The following is a 22,919-nucleotide window of genomic DNA, read 5'->3' on the forward strand; positions in this document are numbered from 1 at the left end:
TCCTTACCATCCCATGAGTACCCAGGGGTACCGTTATTTGCGTGGCGAGGCGATAAACGCGTTATCGCCTACGGTCAGCGCTATACTGCACTTGCATTCCGTTGCCGCCAACAATTACCAGGTTTTACCAATGTTAAACTGGAACTGTTCGGCTTTGTCTCCATCGTACTTTTTGAACGGTTGGGCGTAGGAGAAGACCAACGGCCCCAACGGCGACATCCACTGCACGGCAATACCCGCAGACATACGGATGTTGCTCGGATCGCTGTAATCCGGATAACCAGCGTACGCGCTCGAATCCCAGTGAGTATCCCATACGGTACCCATATCCCAGAAGACGGAAGTCCGGACCGAGTTCGCATATTTGTCACTAATAAACGGCGTCGGGGTAATCAGCTCAAGGCTGGCCACCGCCATCGCGTTACCGCCAACCGCATCATCGGATTTACACGGTGCGGATTCGGTGCTCTTACAGTCATTGGTATAACCGCTATCGCCATCATGACGGCTGCTCGACGGGAAGTACACCGCCTTCGGACCAATGGTGTTCGACTGGAAGCCACGCACGGTGCTGGAACCACCGGCATAGAAGTTCTCATAGAACGGCATCTCTTTGCCGCCGATACCATCGCCATAACCAAAGCGCGTACGACCCAGTACTACCCACTGATGATCGTTGTCGATCGGCACGTAGGTCGCGGTATCCAGCGTCGCTTTGTAGTACTCGTTGTCTGAGCCCGGAATGGTCACCTTACCGTTCAGGTTGACGCGCGAACCTTCCGTTGGGAAGAAGCCGCGGTCAAGCTTGTTATAGGTCCAACCGTAGTTGAAGGTGAAGTCATTCGCACTGAACGAGTTCCGGTCGTTGGTGTTGTCCGGATACTGGCCCATCGAGTTAAGGTAACGCCACATTGCCACCTGCGGCTGCATATTGGACAGGGAGTTATGCACATAACCGACGCCGGCGCGCAGCGTGTTGTATTCATTGACCGGGAAGCCCAGCGTAATGTCTGTACCATAGCTTTTGTTGGTATAGTCAGACAGATCCGCATCGTTTGCATCAAAGTCATTATAGAAGACACGACCGCCGAGGCTTACACCGTCTACGGTGAAGTACGGGTTGGTCACCGACAGCTCGGTATAGGTCTGGTAGTCGTTTTTGGTACCGTTGATCCCGACAGCATAGCCAGTACCTAACCAGTTATCCTGCTGAACGCCCGCCTGGAAGCTGACGCCGCTCTCGGTGCCGTAGCCGATACCGAAGTTGAAGCTACCGGTGTTACGCTCTTTCACCTTGTAGACAACGTCGACCTGGTCCGGGTTGCCCGGCACGCGCTGGGTATCAGTATCCACCGTTTCAAAGAAACCTAAACGATTGAGACGGTCTTTACCCTGATCGACGAGGTCGCTGCCCAGCCATGCGCCTTCCATCTGGCGCATTTCGCGGCGCAGTACGGCATCTTTAGAGGTGTCGTTGCCTTCGAAGCGAATTTTACGCACGTAATAACGGTTGCCTGCGTCGACGTTAACGTGCAGCTTAACGGTTTTATCGCTGTCGTTGATCTCCGGCTGCGACTGCACGCGCGGATAGGCGTAACCATAACGACCCAACAGTTTCTTGATGTCGTTTTCCATCCTGGTCACTTTCGCGCCGTTGTACAGTTCGCCTGGCTCAACTTTAGTCAGCGCTTCGATTTCCGCGGAATGGCCAGCGAGGTTGCCCGTCACCTGCACTCCGGAAAACTTGTACTGATCGCCTTCGGTGATGTTGACGGTGATGTAGATCCCTTTCTTATCCGGCGTCAGGCTGACCTGGGTAGAATCGATGTTGAAACGGGCATAGCCGCGATCCAGGTAGTAGCTGCGCAGGGTTTCAAGGTCGCCCGCTAGCTTCTGCTTCTGGTATTTACGGTCGCCGACCACGTTCCACCACGGCACCTCATCGCGCAGCTGGAAGTGGGAGATCAGCTCATCGGTCGAAAACGCATGGTTGCCGACGATGTTGATCTGTTGAATTTTTGCGGAGACGCCTTCCTGGAAGACCAGCTTCAAATCGACACGGTTACGCGGCAGCGGCGTAACGACTGCTTTGACGCTGGCGCTGTATTTACCGACGCTGTAGTAGAAGTCTTCAAGACCCTTCTCGATATCCGCGATGGTCGTGCGGTCAAGCGACTCGCCCACCCGAACGCCTGAGGCCTCAAGGTTCTGCTTCAGCATGTCATCTTTCACCGACTTGTTGCCGGAGAAGGTGATGCTGGCGATCGTCGGACGCTCTTTCACCTGCACCAGCAGGGTATCACCATCGCGCAGGACGCGGACGTCCTCGAAGTTGCCAGTGGCAAACAGCGCGCGAATAGTGTTACTGATATCATCGTCGGTCACCGTATCGCCAGGACGCACTGGCATACTGAGGAGGGCCGCACCAACAGCGACACGCTGCAAGCCTTCGAAATGAATGTCCTTCACCACGAACCCTTCAGCACCGTATACAGTCGCGCTGCTAAACAGCAGCGACGCTATGAGCAACTTTTTCATCGCCATCGTTATTATGCGTTCTTCCTAACAAACTCTCTTATAACCGAGAGAAATCATTGAAAAGTGCAAGCCCCATTAACAGCACCAGCAGTATTGAGCCAATGCGATAACTAAAGTCTTGAACTCGCTCGGATACCGGCCCGCCCTTCAGCTTTTCAATCGCTAAAAACAGCAGATGTCCCCCATCCAGTACGGGTAGAGGGAACAGGTTGATGATTCCGAGGTTCACGCTAATCAGCGCCAGGAACATCAGATAATAAATCAACCCAAACTCCGCTGACATTCCAGCCCCCTGAGCGATAGAGATCGGCCCACTGAGGTTGTTCAGTTTGACATCACCGGTTATCAATTTACCCAGCATCCTGACCGTCAGCGACATCAGCTGCCAGGTTTTATCCGTGGCTTCAGCGATGGCGGCAAACGGTCCGTACTGACGTACTGTCTTGTATTCTTCAGGCAGCGGGATGACCTTTGGCACCACCCCTGCGAACCCTTCCGCCTTACCTTTCACCGTTTTCGCATCCGGCGTCAGGGTTAACGGCAGCACACTCCCCTGCCGTTCAATCTCCAGCGCCAGCGCTTTGCCCGGATTATCGCGCACCAGATTAACAAACGTCATCCACTGCGTTAACGGTTGACCATCGACTTTAACGATCCGGTCGCCCGCTTGCAAACCCGCTTTCTGGGCTGCCGATCCCGCCTGAACCTCAGCCAGCACCGTATCAATCTGCGCGCTGCGCGGCTGGATCCCCAGCGAGGTCACGGGATCTTGCTTGTCTGGCTCAAACGACCAGTGCCGCAGATCGACGATTTTATCCTGGCGCTGATTGGTCCCGAAAGGGGCGACGGTAACTATTGTTTGCGGGTTGCCGATTTTGGCCACCAGCTGCAGACGCACCGCATCCCAATCAGGCGTTTCGATACCATCTATCGCTTTAAGTTCCGTTCCTTTTGCAATTTGTGCTTGCGCGGCAACCGAATTGGGCGTTATTTCACCCACCACCGGCCGCACGCCGGGAACGCCGATGATAAAGACCAGCCAGTAAGCAAAGATAGCGAAAATGAAGTTAGCGATGGGGCCGGCGGCAATCACCGCCGCACGCTGACCGACGGTTTTGTTGTTGAAGGCATAGTGACGCATCTCCGGCGCCACCGCTTCAACACGCTCATCCAGCATCTTGACGTAGCCGCCCAGTGGGATCAGGGCGATGACGAACTCTGTGCCCTGCTTATCCATCCGCCGCCACAGCGCTTTGCCGAAGCCGATAGAAAAACGCTCAACCCGGATACCGCAGCGGCGCGCCACCCAAAAATGGCCAAACTCATGCACCGTAATCAGTACGCCAAGCGCAATGATAAAAGCCGCCAGATTCCAGAGCACGCTCAGCATATAACCTTCCGTCAAATCGTCCTGAAGACCAACAGTAGCAGACAGGCGAAGACCGGTACCGCCGCCGTCAGGCTGTCGATACGATCGAGAATACCACCATGTCCGGGAATCAAGTGCCCGCTATCCTTAATGCCGGCCTCGCGCTTAAACATACTTTCCGTCAGGTCGCCCAGCACCGAAGCCAGGGCCGCCACCACCGAACAGACCAGCAGCACCGTCGGCGTGACGTCAAGATGGGCCCACACGCCGTAGGCCCAGGAAATCACTGCCGCGGTCAGCAAACCGCCAAAAAAGCCCTGCCAGGTTTTACCCGGTGAGACCTTCGGCGCCAGCTTGTGCTTGCCAAACATTTTACCAAACATATAGGCGCCAGAGTCCGCGCCCCACACCAGGATCATGACGTACAGCAGCCACAGCGCGCCGCTATAGTGGTTATCGGCATAGTGCCAGGCGCGCAGCGCCAGCATGCCCCAGAAAAACGGGACGATGGTCAGAATGCCGAAGATGAGGCGCAGCACCTTAGAGTGGCGCCAGAATGCCGCCGACGCCGGGTATGAGAGCACCAGCAGTAACGCGACGATCCACCAGGCAAAAGAGGCCCATAGCGACCCTTCAACCATCGGTTGATGAACGTCATAGTGGTATTCAGGCAGCAGAAAAAGCATCGCCGCCAGCAGAAGGCCGCACAGCACCGCCAGCCAAACCCGCTGCGACGTCGAGGTAAAACCGCTCAGTTGTCCCCACTCCCAGGCGGCGAGCATACAGACCACCAGGGTGACGATAGCAAAGCCCATCGGCGGCAATAAAAACAATGCCGCAATGACGATGGGGATTAAGACGAAAGCAGATATCAGGCGATACTTCAGCAAAAGTGACCCCCATCAGGCATGACTGCCACCCGGCTCAGTGCCGCCGAAACGACGCTCTCGATTAACAAAGGCATGGAGTGCACCTTCAAAGTCCTGTTCAGCAAAATCGGGCCAAAGAACATCCGTAAAGTAAAGTTCGGCATAGGCAATTTGCCAAATCAGAAAGTTACTTATTCGGTGCTCTCCCCCGGTCCTAATAACTAAATCAACGGGAGCCAGTTCATGCATGCAGACCTGCTGACTCAGCATGTCTTCCGTGATCTGCTCAGGCAGCAGCGTCCCGTCCTGTACCTGTTTCGCCAGCAAACGAACGCCCTGGGTAATATCCCAGCGACCGCCGTAATTGGCTGCAATATTCAGCGTTAAGCCGGTATTGTTTGCGGTTAGCGCTTCCGCTTTGCGGATCCGCTCCTGCAGGCGCGCATTGAAGCGCGTGGTGTCGCCAATAATCCGCAGACGCACATTGTGTCGGTGCAGGCTTTTGACTTCGCTATCCAGCGCCCAGACGAACAGTTCCATCAGCGCACTGACTTCCTGAGCCGGACGGTTCCAGTTTTCGCTGCTGAACGCGTATAACGTTAACGCCTCAATCCCATTATTCGCCGCGAAGGAGACCGCGCGACGCACGGATTTCGCACCGGCCTTATGCCCGAAAGCGCGAATTTTACCTTGCCGTTTCGCCCAACGGCCGTTGCCATCCATAATAATGGCGACATGACGGCAGCCATGGGTGGGCGATATTTCGCTGACAGTTTGATTAGCAGACAACATCACGCGTTTTAAGTCCATAATAAGGATTAACTAGCCACCAAACAGAGGCCACCGGGCCGCGCTGGATACGCATTTTTATCCGGTGCCGGGGCTGCAGCCAATCGCAGAGAACAACCAAAAGCTTTACGCAAAAAAGCCGTGTTTTGTCACGGCCACCGTAATCTTTAACAACAAAATGCAACGATCGGGTGGCGCAGACTATATCACCGAAGCCTTGCGCCCACAAATATCACCGCGTTACGCCTGCGCAACCAACCGCTGCAGCTGCTGGTGAGCGATTGCGCGCGCCTCGGCGTCGATAACCAGAACATCATCAATGCTTTGCGGCTCCTGCAGGTCCATCTTATCCAGCACCGCCAGGTTAACCGCCGCAATATCGGTAAAGCGGATATCGCCATGCAGAAACGCGGCAACCGACTCTTCATTAGCCGCATTCAGCGTCGTGGTCGCGGCCTGGCCGACGTCAAACGCGTCCATCGCCAGCTTCAGGCACGGATATCGCGTATAGTCCGGCGCGGAGAAGCTCAGATTGCTCAACTGACAGAAGTCCAGCGGTTTAACGCCGGAATTCAGTCGCTGCGGCCAGCCCATGGTATGGGCGATCGGCGTGCGCATATCCGGCTCCCCAAGCTGGGCCAGCACGCTGCCATCCTGATAGCGAACCATCGAGTGGATCACCGACTGCGGATGGATCAGCACTTCCATCTGCTGGGCCGAGGCGTTAAACAGCCAGCGCGCTTCAATATATTCCAGGCCTTTGTTCATCATCGTGGCCGAATCGACGGAGATCTTGCGCCCCATCGACCAGTTGGGATGACGGCAGGCCTGATCCGGGGTCATCGCCGCCAGTTCAGCCACGGCCGTCTCGCGGAAAGGCCCACCGGAGCCGGTCAGCAGGATTGACGAGACGCCATTCCGGGCAAGATCAGCGTATCCCAGATGCTGCTGAATTGTCTCCGGCATACTCTGAAAAATAGCGTTATGCTCGCTATCGACCGGTAGCAATCGCGCCCCCGACTGTTGCACCGCCTCCATGAATAAGCGACCGCAGGTCACCAGCGATTCTTTATTCGCTAACAATACCGTTTTCCCGGCGCGGATCGCCGCCAGCGTCGGCACCAGTCCCGCCGCGCCGACGATTGCCGCCATGACCTGATCGACCTCATCCAGCGCCGCGACCTCTGCCGCCGCCTGCTGGCCGCTCAGCACCTCGGTGCGACTGCCATGCTCATGCAGACGGGTGCGCAACCGCTCAGCGCTTTGCGCATCGTCCATCACCGCGTAACGGGGGGTAAATTCCAGGCATTGTTCAACCATACGGTCAACGTTTTTCCCCGCGACCAGCGCGGCGACGGAAAAGCGACCAGGGTTATGGCGCACCACGTCCAGCGTGCTACAGCCAATGGAGCCGGTCGAACCGAGAACGGTTAATTGCTTCATGAGACGTCCAGAAGAGTGGAAACAGAATAAAAAGCAAAACGCCGCCAGCAAGCCCCTACGCAGCAACTATCGGGGATGAGACGGCGGCATTAGGCCTTCAACTAAGCGCTAAAGGCTACAAGGCCAGCGGTTGCAACGCAATCCCGAGAATTGAGCGTACAGTCTTCTGTACGGCGTTTCAGATTTTACTCAGGCCAGAGCCTGTCTGGCCCGAGTAAGGGCAGAGCATTAGAACTGCATCAGTTCCGCTTCTTTGTCTGCCAGCGCCGCGTCAACTTTTTTGATGGCGGCGTCAGTCATTTTCTGCACGTCGTCCTGAGAACGGCGATCGTCATCTTCGCTGATCTCTTTTTCTTTCAGCAGCGCTTTGACTTTATCGTTGGCGTCACGGCGAACGTTACGCACGGCAACGCGCGCCTGCTCGGCTTCACCACGCACGATCTTGGTCAGATCTTTACGACGCTCTTCGGTCAGCGGCGGCAGCGGAACACGAATATCGCTGCCGGCAGAGCTTGGGTTCAGACCGAGGTCTGACGCCATGATCGCTTTTTCAACGGCCGCGGACATAGAACGGTCAAAGACGTTGATTTTCAGGGTACGGGAGTCTTCGACGGTGACGCTGGCCAGCTGGCGCAGCGGGGTCGGAGTACCGTAGTATTCAACAACAATCCCGTCCAGCAGGCTCGGAGAAGCACGACCCGTGCGAATTTTGCTGATTTGGTTTTTGAATGCTTCGACGCATTTTTCCATGCGGATTTCAGCATCTTTTCTGATATCGCTAATCACGTTACGAATCCTTGAAAGCTTGTCTCAGTCAGACCAGACGGGGCACCCGTCGGAAAATGAGCTAAGTATAGTCAGATTTAATGAAAATCACCGGGCAATATCCCCGCGAAAGTAAAGCGGAATATTACCCGGATTTGGCGCTGACGGGAATTATTCCGTGATCAATGTGCCTTCTTTTTCGCCCATCACCACGCGACGCAGGGCGCCAGGTTTGTTCATGTTAAAGACGCGAATCGGTAATTTATGGTCACGCGCCAGGGTGAAGGCCGCCAGATCCATGACTTTCAGCTCTTTTTCCAGAACTTCGCTGTAGGTCAGCTGATCGTACATGGTGGCAGAAGGATCTTTTGCCGGGTCAGCGGTGAATACGCCGTCAACCTTGGTGGCTTTCAGCACCACATCGGCTTCAATTTCGATACCGCGCAGGCAGGCTGCGGAATCGGTGGTAAAGAACGGGTTGCCGGTACCAGCGGAGAGGATCACTACGCGGTTGTTGCGCAGCAGGCTGATCGCCTCTGCCCAGCTGTAGTTGTCGCATACGCCGTTCAGCGGAATGGCGGACATCAGACGAGCGTTCACATAGGCGCGGTGGAGCGCATCACGCATTGCGAGGCCGTTCATGACCGTTGCCAGCATGCCCATGTGGTCGCCCACAACGCGGTTCATACCCGCTTTCGCCAGACCAGCACCACGGAACAGGTTACCGCCACCAATTACTACGCCAACCTGAATACCCAGCTCAACCAGCTCTTTGATCTCCTGAGCCATGCGGTCAAGTATGCTTGCATCAATACCGAAGCCTTCTGAGCCCTGCAGCGCTTCGCCACTTAATTTCAGCAGAATACGTTTGTAGACGGGTTTTGCATTGGTAGCCATGTTTCTTTCCTGAGACTGTCAACGAATGAGATGTGATAATTCCGGCGACATTGTATGTCGCATTTCAGCGCGGCCACTATAAGCAGTTGGCTGAATTTACAAAATGGGCGCAAAAAGAAGCCGCCCTCAGGCGGCTCCTTTTTTTAAAAATTAAGACTGCTTGGACATCGCAGCAACTTCTGCTGCAAAGTCAGTCTCAACTTTCTCAATGCCTTCGCCCACTTCAAAGCGGATGAAGCCAGTCACGTCAGCGTTGTGCTCTTTCAGCAGCTGGCCAACAGATTTGCTCGGCTCCATAACGAAAGGCTGACCAGTCAGAGAAACTTCGCCGGTGAATTTCTTCATGCGGCCTTCAACCATTTTCTCTGCGATTTCTTTCGGCTTACCGGACTGCATCGCGATGTCCAGCTGAACCTGGTACTCTTTCTCTACCACTTCAGCAGACACGTCTTCCGGCTTAACGAATTCCGGCTTGCTTGCAGCAACGTGCATTGCCAGCTGCTTAACCAGCTCTTCGTCAGCGCCTTTAGCGGCAACCAGAACGCCGATACGCGCACCGTGCTGGTAGCTGCCCAGAACGTCGCCTTCCAGAACAGCGATACGACGGATGTTGATGTTCTCGCCGATTTTAGCAACCAGCGCAACACGTTCTTCTTCGAACTGCGCTTTCAGAACTTCAACGTCGGAGATTTTACCTGCAACAGCGGCGTCCAGTACTTTGTCGGCAAATGCCTGGAAACCACCATCTTTAGCAACGAAGTCAGTCTGGCAGTTAACTTCCAGAATGTAACCGTAGTTGCCTTCGATTTTGGTTTTGATCACGCCGTCAGCAGCCACGTTGCCTGCTTTCTTCGCCGCTTTGATCGCGCCGGATTTACGCATGTTTTCGATTGCCAGCTCGATGTCGCCATTCGCTTCAGTCAGCGCTTTTTTGCAATCCATCATGCCTGCGCCAGTACGTTCGCGCAGCTCTTTTACCAGGGAAGCGGTAATTTCAGCCATTCTAAAATCCTCGGGAGATGTGGATACTGCCCGGCCAACGGCCAAACAGCGTAAATTGAAAAAAGGGGCCGATAATGGGCCCCTATTCATACACGGTACTAATAAGGGCTTAAACCTTATTATTCAGCTTCTACGAAGCTTTCTTCCGCCTGAGAAGCCAGGTCCTGAGAGCGACCTTCACGAACGGTAGCAGCAACAGCGCCCAGGTACAGGCTTACTGCGCGGATTGCATCGTCGTTACCCGGGATAACGAAGTCTACGCCGTCCGGATCAGAGTTGGTATCAACGATAGCAAATACCGGGATGCCCAGGTTGTTTGCTTCTTTGATAGCGATGTGCTCGTGGTCAGCGTCGATAACGAACAGTGCGTCCGGCAGGCCGCCCATATCTTTGATACCGCCCAGGCTGTTTTCCAGCTTGTCCAGCTCACGAGTGCGCATCAGCGCTTCTTTCTTGGTCAGCTTGTCGAAAGTACCGTCCTGGGACTGAGTTTCCAGGTCTTTCAGACGTTTGATGGACTGACGAACGGTTTTCCAGTTAGTCAGCATACCGCCCAGCCAGCGATGGTTCACGAAGAACTGATCGCAGCTCAGAGCAGCGTCTTTTACCGCTTCGCTTGCAGCGCGCTTAGTACCAACGAAAAGGATTTTACCTTTACGAGCAGCGATCTTATTCAGTTCAGCCAGAGCTTCGTTGAACATCGGTACGGTTTTCTCAAGGTTGATGATGTGAACTTTGTTACGCGCGCCGAAGATGAAAGGCTTCATTTTCGGGTTCCAGTAACGGGTCTGGTGACCGAAGTGAACACCAGCCTTGAGCATGTCGCGCATGGAAACAGTTGCCATGTTTAAAACCTCTATAGATTAAATTGGGGTTATGCCTCCACGTATCCCATATTACCGACCCCGAAGGGCACCCCGGAATATGTGCCGATACGTGTGTGTTATTACACAAAGTGAGCTATGTCGCTTACGTCCATCCTTGTGTATCTGAGATGGAACGGAAGTCCGGCGCGCTTTATACCACAAAATCCATCCAGACACCAACTCTTGTTGACGTCGCGTGCTGTTAATGATTCTCAGTTTGGCACCAGCCTGCCCGGACTGTTACCATTGACAGGACTTACTCTATTATTGTCGAAAATATCGACACTGCTGGACATACTCCATGGCTATCTCTATTAAGACATCTGAAGACATCGAAAAAATGCGCGTTGCCGGCCGTCTGGCCGCCGAAGTGCTGGAAATGATCGAACCCTACGTCAAACCGGGCGTCAGCACCGGCGAACTGGACCGCATCTGTAACGACTATATCGTTAACGAGCAGAAGGCCATTTCCGCCTGCCTCGGCTATCACGGCTATCCGAAATCCGTCTGCATTTCGGTCAATGAAGTGGTCTGTCACGGTATCCCTGATGACGGCAAGCTGCTGAAAGATGGCGATATCGTGAATATCGACGTGACCGTCATTAAAGATGATTTCCATGGCGATACCTCCAAAATGTTTATCGTCGGCAAACCGACGATTCTCGGCGAGCGCCTGTGCCGCATCACTCAGGAAAGCCTGTACCTGGCGCTGAGAATGGTGAAGCCAGGCATCAACCTGCGCACCATCGGCGCGGCGATCCAGAAATTTGTGGAAGCCGAAGGTTTCTCAGTGGTTCGCGAGTACTGTGGCCACGGCATCGGCCGCGGCTTCCATGAAGAGCCTCAGGTACTGCACTACGATTCGCCGGAGACCAACGTCGTACTCAAACCAGGCATGACCTTCACCATCGAGCCGATGGTCAACGCCGGTAAAAAAGAGATCCGCAGCATGAAAGACGGCTGGACGGTGAAAACCAAAGACCGGAGCTTGTCTGCGCAGTACGAGCATACTATTGTGGTGACAGACAACGGCTGCGAAATTCTGACGCTACGCAAGGATGACACCATCCCGGCGATAATCTCGCACGATGAATGATGAAAAGCCGGCGCCCGCCGGCTTTTTTATTAGATAGTTTTTTCTTATGGTGACGCGATGAGCAACTCATTACCTGACACAGCCTCCCCTCTCCTGCCCGTCCCGCCGGAACACCCGGTGAGTTGGCCCCAGGGCGATCTGAACTGTGCCGCAATCAAGGCGCACATCGATACCTTCCAGCACTGGCTGGGCGAGGCGTTTGACTCCGGCATCGTCGCGGAGCAGCTCATCGCGGCGCGCACCGAATTTATCGACCAGTTGCTGCAGCGATTATGGATCGCCTGCGGTTTTGAATCCGTCAGCGACCTGGCGCTGGTCGCCGTCGGCGGCTATGGCCGTGGCGAACTGCACCCGCTCTCAGACGTCGATCTGCTGATCCTCAGTCGTAAAAAACTGCCGGACGACCAGGCGCAAAAAGTCGGCGAACTGCTCACCCTGCTGTGGGACGTCAAGCTGGAGGTGGGCCACAGCGTACGCACCCTCGAAGAGTGCCTGCTGGAAGGTCTCTCGGATCTGACCGTTGCCACCAACTTAATCGAATCGCGCCTGCTGATCGGCGACGTCGCGCTGTTCCTTGAACTGCAAAAACATATTTTTAGCGACGGCTTCTGGCCATCGGAAAAGTTCTTCGCCGCCAAGGTCGAAGAGCAGAACGTCCGTCATCAGCGCTATCATGGCACCAGCTATAACCTCGAGCCGGACGTGAAAAGCAGCCCCGGCGGCTTGCGCGATATCCATACGCTACAGTGGGTGGCTCGCCGCCATTTCGGCGCCACCTCAATGGATGAGATGGTCGGCTTCGGCTTTCTGACCGAAGCCGAGCGCAATGAACTCAATGAGTGTCTGCATCAGCTGTGGCGCATCCGTTTCGCGCTGCATCTCGAACTCACGCGCTATGACAACCGTCTGCTTTTCGACCGCCAGCTCAGCGTGGCCCGCCGGCTAGGCTATGAAGGCGACGGCAACCAGCCGATTGAGCATATGATGAAGGACTTCTTCCGCGTTACCCGCCGGGTGAGCGAGCTGAATCAGATGCTGCTTCAGCTGTTTGAGGAGGCTATCCTCGCCCTGACCGAGGATGAAAAACCACGCCCGATCGATGATGATTTCCAGCTGCGCGGCACCCTTATCGATCTGCGTGACGACACGCTGTTTATTCGCGAACCGCAGGCCATTCTGCGCATGTTTTATATCATGGTGCGCAACAGCACCATCACCGGCATCTACTCAACGACGTTGCGCCATCTGCGCCACGCCCGCCGTCATCTCACCCAGCCGCTGTGCTATATCCCGGAGGCGCGCACGCTCTTTCTTAGTATGCTGCGCCATCAGGGAGCGGTAAGTCGCGGGCTGCTGCCGATGCATCGCCACAGCGTACTGTGGGCCTATATGCCGCAGTGGTCGCATATCGTCGGCCAGATGCAGTTCGACCTGTTTCACGCCTACACCGTCGATGAACACACCGTCCGGGTGATGCTCAAGCTGGAAAGCTTTGCCAAAGAAGAAACCCGCAGCCGCCACCCGCTGTGCGTGGAGCTGTGGCCGCGCTTAACGCACCCGGAGCTGATCTTAATTGCCGCCCTGTTCCACGACATCGCCAAAGGGCGCGGCGGCGACCACTCGATCCTCGGCGCGCAGGATGTGCTGAAGTTTGCCGAGCTGCACGGGCTGAACTCGCGCGAAACGCAGCTGGTCGCCTGGCTGGTGCGTCACCACCTGCTGATGTCGGTCACCGCCCAGCGGCGCGATATTCAGGATCCGGAGGTGATTAAGCAGTTCGCCGAGGAGGTGCAAACGGAAAATCGTCTGCGCTATCTGGTGTGTCTGACCGTCGCCGATATCTGCGCCACCAACGAAACCTTGTGGAACAGCTGGAAGCAGAGCCTGCTGCGTGAACTCTATTTCGCCACCGAGAAGCAGCTGCGTCGCGGCATGCAAAGCACCCCGGACATGCGCGAACGAGTGCGTCACCATCAGCTGCAGGCGCTGGCCCTGCTGCGGATGGACAATATTAATGAAGAGGCGCTGCATCAGATCTGGAACCGCTGCCGCGCCAACTATTTCGTGCGACATACGCCGACGCAGCTCGCCTGGCACGCCCGCAACCTGCTGCGCCACGATCTGAATAAACCGATGATCCTGCTGAGCTCGCAGGCCACCCGCGGCGGTACGGAGATTTTTATCTGGAGCCCGGATCGCCCTTACCTGTTCGCCGCGGTGTGTGGCGAACTTGACCGTCGCAACCTCAGCGTCCACGACGCGCAGATCTTCACCACCCGCGACGGTATGGCGATGGATACCTTTATCGTCCTTGAGCCCGACGGCAGCCCCCTTTCCGCCGACCGCCACGAGGCGATCCGCCAGGGGCTGGAGCAGACCATCACTCAGCGCAGCTGGCAGCCTCCGGCCCCGCGTCGTCAGGCGGCAAAGCTACGCCATTTTTCCGTGGACACCGAGGTGAATTTCCTGCCGACCCATACCGACCGAAAATCGTTTCTGGAGCTGATAGCGCTCGACCAGCCCGGGCTGCTCGCCCGCGTTGGGCAGGTGTTCGCCGACCTCGGGATATCGCTTCACGGGGCGCGAATTACGACAATTGGTGAGCGAGTAGAAGATTTATTTATAATCGCCACCGCCGACCGGCGTGCCCTTAATAATGAGCTGCAACAAGAAGTGCAACAACGGTTGACAGCGGCCCTCAATCCAAACGATAAAGGGTGACGTATTTTTTTTAGTGAATGGAAAGAAACAATGCAGCAGTTACAGAACGTTATTGAGTCCGCTTTCGAGCGTCGCGCCGACATTACGCCGGCTAATGTGGATACCGTGACCCGCGAAGCGGTTAACCAGGTTATCGCCCTTCTTGATTCCGGCGCGCTGCGCGTCGCTGAGAAGATCGACGGTCAGTGGGTGACGCATCAGTGGCTGAAGAAGGCGGTACTGCTCTCTTTCCGTATTAACGATAACCAGGTTATCGATGGTGCGGAAAGCCGCTACTTCGATAAAGTGCCGATGAAATTCGCTGACTACGACGAAGCGCGTTTCCAGAAAGAAGGTTTCCGCGTGGTGCCGCCGGCCGCCGTGCGCCAGGGCGCGTTCATCGCCCGCAACACTGTGCTGATGCCGTCCTACGTTAACATCGGCGCCTACGTTGACGAAGGCACCATGGTTGATACCTGGGCCACCGTCGGCTCCTGCGCGCAGATCGGTAAAAACGTGCATCTGTCCGGCGGTGTCGGTATCGGTGGCGTACTGGAGCCGCTGCAGGCGAACCCGACCATCATCGAAGATAACTGCTTCATCGGCGCGCGCTCTGAAGTGGTTGAAGGGGTGATTGTCGAAGAAGGCTCCGTCATCTCCATGGGCGTTTACCTCGGTCAGAGCACCAAAATCTACGATCGCGAAACCGGCGAAGTCTTCTACGGCCGCGTACCGGCTGGCTCGGTGGTGGTCTCAGGCAACCTGCCGTCGAAAGATGGTAAATACAGCCTGTACTGCGCGGTGATAGTGAAGAAAGTCGATGCCAAAACCCGCGGCAAGGTCGGCATTAACGAACTGCTGCGCACCATCGACTAAAGCAAATAAAAAGCGGGAGATATCCCGCTTTTTTTATATTTGATGCTGGCGAAAATGGATTTTTTCGTTAATTATTCAATGGTTATGATGCTATCAAAGGTACCGTTATGTACGATAATCTGAAAAGTCTTGGCATTACCAACCCTGATGAGATCGATCGCTATAGCCTGCGGCAGGAAGCTAACAACGACATTCTGAAAATCTATTTTCAGAAAGACAAAGGCGAATTCTTCGCCAAGAGCGTGAAGTTCAAATATCCGCGTCAGCGCAAAACCGTCGTCGCCGACGGCGTCGGCCAGGGCTACAAAGAGGTCCAGGAGATCAGCCCCAATCTGCGCTACGTTATCGACGAGCTGGATCAGATCTGCCAGCGCGATCGCACTGAAATCGATCTCAAGCGTAAAATCCTCGACGATTTACGCCATCTGGAAAGCGTGGTCACCAATAAGATCAGCGAAATCGAAGCCGATCTGGAAAAGCTCACCCGTAAGTAAGAGCATCCCGGCGGCGCGTTGCCTGGCCGGGCTGGTGGTCTCTATCCACTCCAGACAGCATGCATCGTCCAGGCCGGGTATGGCGCGTCGCTGCCCGGCATTTTTTTGCCTCCACGTCTTAGCGTTGTTCGTCCAGCTGCAGCGCGATATACAGCAGCAGCCTGTCGTCAAAGCTACCGAGATCCAGGCCGGTCAGCTCCGAGATACGGTTCAACCGGTACTCCAGCGTATTGCGATGAATAAACAGCGCCTTTGACGTCGCCAGCGGCTGCACGTTATGGCGAAACCACGCCTGCAGCGTCCGCCGCAGCAGCCCGTTGTTGTCCATGGCCTTCAAACGCGCCAGCGGACGGGCCAGCTCATTGGCCTGCCAGCCGCCGCGCAGGCTGTCAAGCAGCACCGGCAGCATTAGATCCTGATAGAAATAACTGCGGCTCTCCGGCATCCGCTGCTTGCCAACCATCATCGTCGTCCGTGCGGTACGGTAAGAGCGGGCGATACTTCCTGGGCCGGTGAAGAAATTGCCCAGCGCCACGCGAAAGCGCAGCTGGCCATTCTCTTTCATCCTGGCGATAAGCTGCTCGACGCGCCGGACGTGATCGTCAGCGTCCCAGCGGCCAAAGCTGTTCAGCGCCGGTTTCAGCACCACCATTTCCGTGAGCGAGACAATGGCCACCAGATTATTGCGATCGGGGGTGGTCAGCGCGTTCTGTAACTGTTGCAGTTCCGCCATCGCGCTGTCCACGCCGAGCTGACCGCTGTCTACCTCAATCATCGCCACCACGCGCGGCTGATTGAGATCGATGCCTAAACGCTGAGCCCATTCGTTCAGCGCCGGGGTATGCTCTTCCGCCTGAATCAGGTTCATCACCAGCTCTTCGCGCAGACGGCTGTCCTGGGCCAGGAGATGCATCAGCCGCGACTGCTCCAGCATCATCTCTGCTGTCATGCACACCAGCTCGCCATATTTTCGCAGCGACTCCGGCTCGCCGGTCAGGCCGATCACCCCGACGATCTCCCCCTCCAGGCGCAGCGGCAGGTTAATCCCCTGGCGAACCCCGTGCAGATGGCGAGCGACCGCGTCGTCGATATCCACCACCCGCCCCTGGGAGAGGACCAGCAGCGCGCCTTCGTGCAATTCACCAATCCTTTCCCGATCGCCGCTGCCGATGATCCGCCCGCGGGCATCCATCACGTTGATATTGGTATCGATGATGCGCATGGTCCGCGCCACAATATCCTGCGCCATTTTGGTATCAAGATGCCAGCCAGCCATGTAGTCCTCCCCTTTGCTGGGCACCAGCATAAAAGAGTCATCGTCGCGCTGCATTGTGCATTTGCACTAAGCCGGGGTGAGATATGTGGAGTTGTGGGGGCGGTCACAGAACGAAAAAAGCCCCTGCCCTCGGCGAGGGAAGGGGCTGGGAAGCGAGCGCTGGCGGTTACTGCAACAGCAGATAGATAGAGGCGTCGCCGCGCTGAATGTTCAGCGCCAGTACGGACGGTTTGGCGTCGAAGATTTTCCGCAGATCGGCGATGTTTTTCACCGGCTGCTGATTCGCCCCGACGATGACGTCGCCTTTCTTGAGGCCAATCTGTGCCGCCGGGGTACCGGCTTTCACATTATTGACCACCACGCCCTTATCCTGACCCTTATTGCTCATTTCCGCCCCTTCAATCCCGTTGAAGATGGTGCTGGAGTCAACCTGGGTCTGGTTGCTCTGCTGCAGTTCGACGGTCACGGTCACCGGTTTGCCGTCGCGCAGCAGACCAAGCTCAACTTTGCTGCCGATAGGCATGGTGCCGACCTGGGCACGCAGCGCGGCGAAGCTGCTGATCGCTTTCCCGTTGAGGGAGGTGATGACATCGCCGGCTTTAATGCCCGCTTTCGCGGCCGCCGAACCTGGCATTACCTGGCTGACGAAGGCCCCGCGCTGGGCATCGACTTTCATCGCTTTCGCCAGCTCAGAGTTCAGTTCGGTGCCCATAATGCCGAGCTCACCGCGTTTCACCTGGCCATATTTCACCATCTGCTCGGTCAGGTTTTTCACCATGTTGCTCGGGATAGCAAAACCGATACCGATGTTGCCGCCGTCCGGCGCCAGAATGGCGGTGTTGATACCGATCAGCTCGCCGTTGAGGTTCACCAGCGCACCGCCGGAGTTCCCGCGGTTAATCGCCGCATCGGTCTGGATAAAGTTTTCGTAGTTTTCCACGTTGAGGCCGCTACGGCCCAGCGCGGAGACAATCCCGGAGGTCACGGTTTCGCCCAGACCGAACGGGTTGCCGATAGCCACGGTGTAATCACCGACGCGCAGCGCATCGGAGTCGGCAAGCTTAATCGCCGTCAGGTTTTTTGGATCCTGAATCTGAATCAGCGCGATATCAGAGCGCGGATCTTTGCCGACGACTTTAGCATCAAACCTACGGCCATCGCTCAGCTGAACCTTAATCGTGGTGGCGTTGTCCACGACGTGGTTGTTGGTCACCACATACCCTTTGGCGGCATCAATGATGACGCCGGAGCCCAGCGCCATAAATTTCTGCTGCTGGCCGCCGTCAGGCTGACCGCCCTGTCCGCCGCCCTGGCAAAACGGCGAACTCTGGAAAGGAGAACCATCCTGGCAGAACGGCGAATTATCGCCAAAGAACTGCTGGAAGTTACGTGGCATCCGTGGGGTATTAACGGTGGTGCTACCTTCAACGTTAATGCTCACCACCGACGGCATCACCTTCTCCAGCATCGGGGCCAGGCTTGGCATCTGCTGTGCATTAGTGGCCGAAGATGCCGTTTCTGCCGCGCTCGCAGAGAGCGGGGACAACGCCAGACCTAAACTCAGAGCCAGTGCACTCATTGCTAACGTGGTTTTTTTCATCAGTTTCAATCTCAATATCAGGTAACGAAAGTTGCTGTGTACGTGACTATCAGAGTCATTTTATAACGCTAAGTTCCGGAATTAAGTTTCTGGAAAAAGTAAAAATTTATTGTCCATCTTTACAAAACTCCAGCCTATTCCACCGCCATGAGTCGCCGATATTCATCCCACGCATACAAATCCGTCATCCCGCTGATATAGTCCTGAATCAGACGGCAGCGATAATAGTATTCCATCAGCGCAAATTCGGGCGCCGTACGCGCCAGTTTATTTACCGCTTCAACATAGGCCAGCCGGTGACGGGTCGAAAGTTTCTGATACAGCCGGGAGGCAATGGGTAAACGTCGTACCCGCTCCTGCGCTACTAATTCGCTGAAATCCTCCAGCGATAATTTCAGCAGCGGCTGATAGATATCCAACAGGCCGCTGATCACCCGGTAGCCCTGCAATTCCAGCTGCTCAACATCCGGATGGCTAAAGACCTGTTTCATCGCCACATTTTTATAGAGCTCCAGTAGCTGACTGCAATCGCTGTCGTCCTCCAGCAACGCATGATTAAAGTCCCCCGTGAAGATTGCCGGCAGGTTGTCAATAAATCGGCGCGCCGCGTAGGGCACCAGCTTATTCAGCGTATTCACCCGCAAATACATAAAAAACTGATCTTCCGCGCTCTGCTTCAGATAATTGGCTCGCGATTTCTCCCAGGCATTTTCTACTACCTGCGAAAATAACGAGCCTTTTTCATGACTGCCCCAGGCGTCGTAAAGATGCTGATAGAGCTGGTCTGCGCTAAAAATACGTTTTTCCACCGCGTCCTCGAGATCCGCGACGCAATATGAGATGTCATCCGCAGCCTCCATAATCCAGGTTAATGGAAACCGATTGTAAGGCGCGAGATCCAGTTCTTTACGCAAACGCGCGACATACTCTTCTTCGGCTAAATAATAGCCAGGTTTCTTCATTAAATAACTGTGGCTGGCCGGCGTCTCCTCAGACCACCACGCCGGACGAGTATATTTCAGGATACATCCCACCTGCGCCCAGGTCAGGTTCATACGCATTAGCGTATGGACCAGACGAATGCCCTGCGCGTTGCCCTCAAAGCTGCAGAGATCCTGGCGCACTTTACGGCGCAGCGCATTAAGCGATGTCTCTCCGTCATGCAGGCGTAAGGCCTGCACTTCGCAGCGATCGTCGATCAGCGGCTGCCCGAGCGCATCGCCGGGCGCCAGGCGCTGACGGAACCAGTCGTTAATCGCCGCTTCGCCAAAATGGCCAAACGGGGGATTGCCGATATCGTGCATCAGGCAGGCCATCTCCACCACGCTCTCGAATGGCCCGGTCAGCTCTTCCAGGCCATACTCTTCCAGCAGCCTCTGCTCTTTCAGCCGGCTCAGCACCTCTTTGGCGATATAGCGCCCCACCTGCTGCACCTCCAGCGAGTGGGTCAGGCGAGTGCGCACCGCCGCGTTGCGCTCGAGCGGGAAGACCTGAGTTTTTTGCTGCAGGCGGCGGATTGCCGGCGAGTTGACGATCCGTCCCCGATCGCTTTCAAAGATCCGCAGGATGTCGCGCTCCGTCTCCACCCGCGGCGGCGAACGGAAGCGTCGACGCCAGTTTATCTTGTTGCGAAAATCAATCTTTGCCATAGCCTCTCCCGCGCGAGCAATACGCTTCCCCTTAAGCGCATGATAGACTATGCAACTAAACCTGACACATCGCGAGTAAATCTATGAAAATTGGCATTATTGGCGCTATGGAAGAGGAAGTTACCCTTCTGCGCGACAAAATCGAAAACCGCCAGACCATCACCATTGGCGGAAGCGAAATCTATACCGGCCAACTTCACGGCGTTGACGTCGCTCTGCTGAAGTCTGGTATCGGAAAAGTAGCGGCGGCGATGGGCGCGACCCTGCTGCTGGAGCGCTGCCAGCCTGACGTGATCATTAATACCGGTTCTGCCGGCGGCCTGGCGTCGACGCTGAAGGTCGGCGATATCGTCGTCTCCGATGAAGCGCGCTACCACGACGCCGACGTCACCGCCTTCGGCTATGAATACGGCCAGCTCCCTGGCTGCCCGGCGGGTTTTAAGGCGGATGAAAAACTGGTGGCCGCCGCAGAGAGCTGCATTAAAGCGTTAGATCTCAACGCCGTTCGCGGCCTCATCGTTAGCGGGGATGCCTTCATTAACGGCTCTGTCGGTCTGGCGAAGATCCGCCATAATTTCCCGCAGGCGATCGCCGTGGAAATGGAAGCGACCGCCATCGCCCACGTCTGCCATAACTTTAAGGTTCCCTTCGTGGTAGTTCGCGCTATTTCCGACGTGGCCGACCAGCAGTCCCACCTCAGCTTTGAGGAGTTCCTTGCGGTCGCCGCCAGACAGTCCACCCTGATGGTGGAGAATCTGGTACAGAACCTGGCACGTGGCTAAGTCGCTATCCTTCGCGCTTGCCGCGCTGCTGTTACTCGCCCCGGCGTGGCTGCTGGCCGCGCCGCGGGTGATCACCCTCTCCCCCGCCAATACCGAACTGGCCTTTGCCGCCGGGATCACGCCGGTCGGCGTCAGCAGCTATTCCGATTATCCTTCGCAGGCCAAAACGATCGAACAGGTTGCCAGCTGGCAGGGAATGAACCTGGAACGCATCGTGGCGCTCAAGCCAGACGTGGTGCTGGCCTGGCGCGGGGGCAATGCCGAACGCCAGGTTAACCAGCTGCAGTCTCTGGGTATTCATGTCCTGTGGGTACAGACCTCGACCATAGAAGAGATCATCGCTACCCTGCGTGAGCTGGCGCAGTGGAGCCCGCAGCCGGAAAAAGCGCAGCAGGCGGCGCAGGCGATGCAGCAGGAATACGATGCGTTGAAAGCGCGCTATGCCAACGCGCCGAAGAAACGCGTCTTCCTGCAGTTCGGCTCCGCACCGCTGTTCACCAGCGGCCCCGGTTCGATTCAGGATCAGGTGCTAAGGCTTTGCGGCGGCGAGAATATCTTCGCCACCAGCCGCGTTCCCTGGCCGCAGGTGAGCCGCGAACAGGTGCTGGCCCGCCAGCCGCAGGCGATCGTGGTGACCGGGGATGCCAGCCGCATTGCCGAAGCGCAGCGCTTTTGGCAACATCAGCTCACCATTTCGTTGATTGCGTTACACAGCGACTGGTTTGAACGCGCCGGCCCACGTATTATCCTCGCCGCCAAACAACTTTGTGCGGCGCTTGACCAGGTAAAATAATCATCCGGCACACCGGATGTTCAGTGGGAATCAACGATGCTTGTCTATTGGCTGGATATTATTGGCACAGCTGTCTTCGCGATCTCCGGCGTACTGCTGGCCGGAAAACTGCGTATGGACCCATTCGGCGTGCTGGTGTTAGGGGTAGTGACGGCGGTAGGCGGCGGGACCATCCGCGACATGGCGCTGGCGAATGGCCCGGTATTCTGGGTCAAAGATCCCACCGATCTGGTGGTGGCGATGGTCACCAGCATGCTGACCATCCTGCTGGTCCGCCAGCCTCGCCGGCTGCCGAAATGGATCCTGCCCGTTCTTGATGCCGTCGGTCTGGCGGTGTTTGTCGGCATTGGCGTCAATAAAGCTTTTCTCGCTGGCAGCGGCCCGCTGGTCGCGGTGTGCATGGGGGTGGTGACCGGCGTCGGCGGCGGGATTATTCGCGACGTGCTGGCGCGGGAAATTCCTATGATTCTGCGTACCGAAATCTACGCCACCGCCTGTATCGTCGGCGGTATTGTCCACGCCACGGCACACGACACCTTTCATCTCCCGCTGGAGAATTCGGCAATGATGGGGATGGTGGTCACCCTGGTAATTCGTCTGGCGGCTATTCGCTGGCATCTGAAGCTGCCGACGTTTGCCCTGGACGATAACGGTCGGTAATAAAAGCAAAACGGTAACCTTAAGGTTACCGTTTTTAGGGTTTGCTCCCTCCCGCTGGGGGAGAACTCGCTTTAAACGCTGAACGAGGAGCCGCAGCCGCAGGTGCTTTTCGCGTTCGGATTGGTCACGATAAAGCGCGAACCTTCCAGCCCTTCGGTATAGTCGACCGAGCCGCCGACCAGATACTGCAGGCTCATCGGGTCAACCACCAGGCCGACGCCCTGTTTCTCAATGGTCATATCCCCTTCGTTCACCTGATCGTCAAAGGTGAAGCCATACTGGAAACCACTGCAACCGCCGCCGGTGATATACACGCGCAGTTTCAGGTTCGGATTATCTTCATCCGCAATCAGGTGTTTTACTTTATTGGCTGCGGCTTCGGTAAACTCCAGCGGCAACGCTACGTCATCACTCATTTTCTGCTCCCATTGATACTTCCGGCCGGTTAAAGAATA

At 56.1% G+C, this 22,919-nt stretch carries 20 protein-coding genes; 7 read left to right on the top strand and 13 right to left on the bottom strand.

Annotated features, from left to right (window positions below; translation table 11 throughout):
- Positions 1-114: 114 nt before the first annotated feature.
- The 9 genes from bamA to rpsB form a co-directional block, all read right to left on the bottom strand.
- The gene (gene bamA, locus KB892_RS20880) at positions 115-2,544 is read right to left on the bottom strand and encodes an outer membrane protein assembly factor BamA (RefSeq protein ID WP_002889322.1); all 2,430 of its coding nucleotides are present in this window, start codon (positions 2,542-2,544) and stop codon (positions 115-117) included.
- 31 nt (positions 2,545-2,575) lie between these two features.
- On the bottom strand, positions 2,576-3,928 hold the full coding sequence (gene rseP / locus KB892_RS20885) for a sigma E protease regulator RseP (RefSeq protein WP_002889320.1): 1,353 nt from the start codon (positions 3,926-3,928) through the stop codon (positions 2,576-2,578).
- Between the two features lie 11 nt (positions 3,929-3,939).
- On the bottom strand, positions 3,940-4,797 hold the full coding sequence (gene cdsA / locus KB892_RS20890) for a phosphatidate cytidylyltransferase (RefSeq protein WP_002889318.1): 858 nt from the start codon (positions 4,795-4,797) through the stop codon (positions 3,940-3,942).
- Positions 4,798-4,809: 12 nt separating this feature from the next.
- Positions 4,810-5,568 carry a (2E,6E)-farnesyl-diphosphate-specific ditrans,polycis-undecaprenyl-diphosphate synthase gene (ispU, locus tag KB892_RS20895; protein ID WP_002889316.1) on the bottom strand — a complete coding sequence of 253 codons (759 nt, stop codon included), beginning with the start codon at positions 5,566-5,568 and terminating at the stop codon, positions 4,810-4,812.
- Between the two features lie 237 nt (positions 5,569-5,805).
- Positions 5,806-7,008 (bottom strand): 1-deoxy-D-xylulose-5-phosphate reductoisomerase, encoded by a 1,203-nt coding sequence (ispC, locus tag KB892_RS20900; protein ID WP_002889310.1) that lies wholly within the window; start codon positions 7,006-7,008, stop codon positions 5,806-5,808.
- Between the two features lie 228 nt (positions 7,009-7,236).
- On the bottom strand, positions 7,237-7,794 hold the full coding sequence (frr, locus tag KB892_RS20905) for a ribosome recycling factor (RefSeq protein ID WP_002889308.1): 558 nt from the start codon (positions 7,792-7,794) through the stop codon (positions 7,237-7,239).
- A 150-nt stretch (positions 7,795-7,944) separates the two neighbouring features.
- Complete coding sequence (gene pyrH / locus KB892_RS20910; RefSeq protein ID WP_002889306.1) at positions 7,945-8,670, bottom strand: UMP kinase; 726 nt, start codon at positions 8,668-8,670, stop codon at positions 7,945-7,947.
- A gap of 150 nt (positions 8,671-8,820) precedes the next feature.
- Positions 8,821-9,672: a translation elongation factor Ts gene (gene tsf / locus KB892_RS20915; protein WP_004151930.1), complete on the bottom strand. Its 852-nt coding sequence runs from the start codon at positions 9,670-9,672 to the stop codon at positions 8,821-8,823.
- 119 nt (positions 9,673-9,791) lie between these two features.
- Positions 9,792-10,517, bottom strand: a complete 726-nt coding sequence (rpsB, locus tag KB892_RS20920; protein WP_002889299.1) for a 30S ribosomal protein S2 — start codon at positions 10,515-10,517, stop codon at positions 9,792-9,794.
- Between the two features lie 322 nt (positions 10,518-10,839).
- Between rpsB and map the strand changes: the two genes are divergently transcribed.
- The 4 genes from map to KB892_RS20940 all read left to right on the top strand — a co-directional run bounded on the left by map (position 10,840) and on the right by KB892_RS20940 (position 15,704).
- Positions 10,840-11,634, top strand: coding sequence for a type I methionyl aminopeptidase (gene map, locus KB892_RS20925; protein ID WP_002889297.1), 795 nt, complete (start codon positions 10,840-10,842; stop codon positions 11,632-11,634).
- Between the two features lie 57 nt (positions 11,635-11,691).
- Entirely contained in the window at positions 11,692-14,355 is a 2,664-nt protein-coding gene (gene glnD / locus KB892_RS20930) for a bifunctional uridylyltransferase/uridylyl-removing protein GlnD (protein ID WP_004151931.1), read from the top strand.
- A gap of 30 nt (positions 14,356-14,385) precedes the next feature.
- Entirely contained in the window at positions 14,386-15,210 is an 825-nt protein-coding gene (gene dapD / locus KB892_RS20935) for a 2,3,4,5-tetrahydropyridine-2,6-dicarboxylate N-succinyltransferase (protein WP_002889295.1), read from the top strand.
- A 107-nt stretch (positions 15,211-15,317) separates the two neighbouring features.
- Positions 15,318-15,704, top strand: coding sequence for a DUF3461 family protein (locus KB892_RS20940; protein ID WP_002889292.1), 387 nt, complete (start codon positions 15,318-15,320; stop codon positions 15,702-15,704).
- A gap of 118 nt (positions 15,705-15,822) precedes the next feature.
- Here KB892_RS20940 and cdaR read toward each other — a convergent pair whose 3' ends face one another.
- The 3 genes from cdaR to dgt form a co-directional block, all read right to left on the bottom strand.
- A complete protein-coding gene (gene cdaR / locus KB892_RS20945; RefSeq protein ID WP_002889289.1) occupies positions 15,823-16,980 on the bottom strand; it encodes a DNA-binding transcriptional regulator CdaR in 1,158 nt (385 codons plus the stop codon).
- Between the two features lie 166 nt (positions 16,981-17,146).
- Entirely contained in the window at positions 17,147-18,580 is a 1,434-nt protein-coding gene (degP, locus tag KB892_RS20950) for a serine endoprotease DegP (protein ID WP_002889286.1), read from the bottom strand.
- A gap of 134 nt (positions 18,581-18,714) precedes the next feature.
- Positions 18,715-20,229, bottom strand: coding sequence for a dGTPase (dgt, locus tag KB892_RS20955; RefSeq protein WP_002889284.1), 1,515 nt, complete (start codon positions 20,227-20,229; stop codon positions 18,715-18,717).
- Between the two features lie 83 nt (positions 20,230-20,312).
- On the opposite strand from dgt, the gene mtnN reads away from it, so the two are divergent.
- The 3 genes from mtnN to KB892_RS20970 are packed head-to-tail and all read left to right on the top strand — an operon-like array spanning position 20,313 to position 22,464.
- A complete protein-coding gene (mtnN, locus tag KB892_RS20960; RefSeq protein WP_002889282.1) occupies positions 20,313-21,011 on the top strand; it encodes a 5'-methylthioadenosine/S-adenosylhomocysteine nucleosidase in 699 nt (232 codons plus the stop codon).
- Positions 21,004-21,804 carry a vitamin B12 ABC transporter substrate-binding protein BtuF gene (gene btuF / locus KB892_RS20965; protein ID WP_002889279.1) on the top strand — a complete coding sequence of 267 codons (801 nt, stop codon included), beginning with the start codon at positions 21,004-21,006 and terminating at the stop codon, positions 21,802-21,804. The genes mtnN and btuF overlap by 8 nt, the downstream gene beginning before the upstream one ends.
- Before the next feature lie 36 nt (positions 21,805-21,840).
- A complete protein-coding gene (locus tag KB892_RS20970) occupies positions 21,841-22,464 on the top strand; it encodes a TRIC cation channel family protein (RefSeq protein WP_002889277.1) in 624 nt (207 codons plus the stop codon).
- Positions 22,465-22,535: 71 nt separating this feature from the next.
- Here the strand turns inward: KB892_RS20970 and erpA are convergent, their stop codons facing one another.
- On the bottom strand, positions 22,536-22,880 hold the full coding sequence (gene erpA / locus KB892_RS20975) for an iron-sulfur cluster insertion protein ErpA (RefSeq protein WP_002889275.1): 345 nt from the start codon (positions 22,878-22,880) through the stop codon (positions 22,536-22,538).
- Positions 22,881-22,919: the final 39 nt, after the last annotated feature.

The sequence above is a fragment of the Klebsiella sp. P1927 genome (assembly GCF_018204675.1).
GTDB classification, from domain to species: Bacteria; Pseudomonadota; Gammaproteobacteria; order Enterobacterales; family Enterobacteriaceae; genus Klebsiella; species Klebsiella pneumoniae.

Bases quoted from the DNA above. Each gene is read 5' to 3' on its own strand.
- ispC (WP_002889310.1), bottom strand. From the start codon at position 7,008: ATGAAGCAATTAACCGTTCTCGGTTCGACCGGCTCCATTGGCTGTAGC.
- pyrH (WP_002889306.1), bottom strand. From the start codon at position 8,670: ATGGCTACCAATGCAAAACCCGTCTACAAACGTATTCTGCTGAAATTA.
- tsf (WP_004151930.1), bottom strand. From the start codon at position 9,672: ATGGCTGAAATTACCGCTTCCCTGGTAAAAGAGCTGCGCGAACGTACT.
- mtnN (WP_002889282.1), top strand. From the start codon at position 20,313: ATGAAAATTGGCATTATTGGCGCTATGGAAGAGGAAGTTACCCTTCTG.
- dgt (WP_002889284.1), bottom strand. From the start codon at position 20,229: ATGGCAAAGATTGATTTTCGCAACAAGATAAACTGGCGTCGACGCTTC.
- ispU (WP_002889316.1), bottom strand. From the start codon at position 5,568: ATGTTGTCTGCTAATCAAACTGTCAGCGAAATATCGCCCACCCATGGC.
- KB892_RS20940 (WP_002889292.1), top strand. From the start codon at position 15,318: ATGTACGATAATCTGAAAAGTCTTGGCATTACCAACCCTGATGAGATC.
- rseP (WP_002889320.1), bottom strand. From the start codon at position 3,928: ATGCTGAGCGTGCTCTGGAATCTGGCGGCTTTTATCATTGCGCTTGGC.
- degP (WP_002889286.1), bottom strand. From the start codon at position 18,580: ATGAAAAAAACCACGTTAGCAATGAGTGCACTGGCTCTGAGTTTAGGT.
- KB892_RS20970 (WP_002889277.1), top strand. From the start codon at position 21,841: ATGCTTGTCTATTGGCTGGATATTATTGGCACAGCTGTCTTCGCGATC.
- glnD (WP_004151931.1), top strand. From the start codon at position 11,692: ATGAGCAACTCATTACCTGACACAGCCTCCCCTCTCCTGCCCGTCCCG.
- erpA (WP_002889275.1), bottom strand. From the start codon at position 22,880: ATGAGTGATGACGTAGCGTTGCCGCTGGAGTTTACCGAAGCCGCAGCC.
- map (WP_002889297.1), top strand. From the start codon at position 10,840: ATGGCTATCTCTATTAAGACATCTGAAGACATCGAAAAAATGCGCGTT.
- bamA (WP_002889322.1), bottom strand. From the start codon at position 2,544: ATGGCGATGAAAAAGTTGCTCATAGCGTCGCTGCTGTTTAGCAGCGCG.
- dapD (WP_002889295.1), top strand. From the start codon at position 14,386: ATGCAGCAGTTACAGAACGTTATTGAGTCCGCTTTCGAGCGTCGCGCC.
- rpsB (WP_002889299.1), bottom strand. From the start codon at position 10,517: ATGGCAACTGTTTCCATGCGCGACATGCTCAAGGCTGGTGTTCACTTC.
- cdaR (WP_002889289.1), bottom strand. From the start codon at position 16,980: ATGGCTGGCTGGCATCTTGATACCAAAATGGCGCAGGATATTGTGGCG.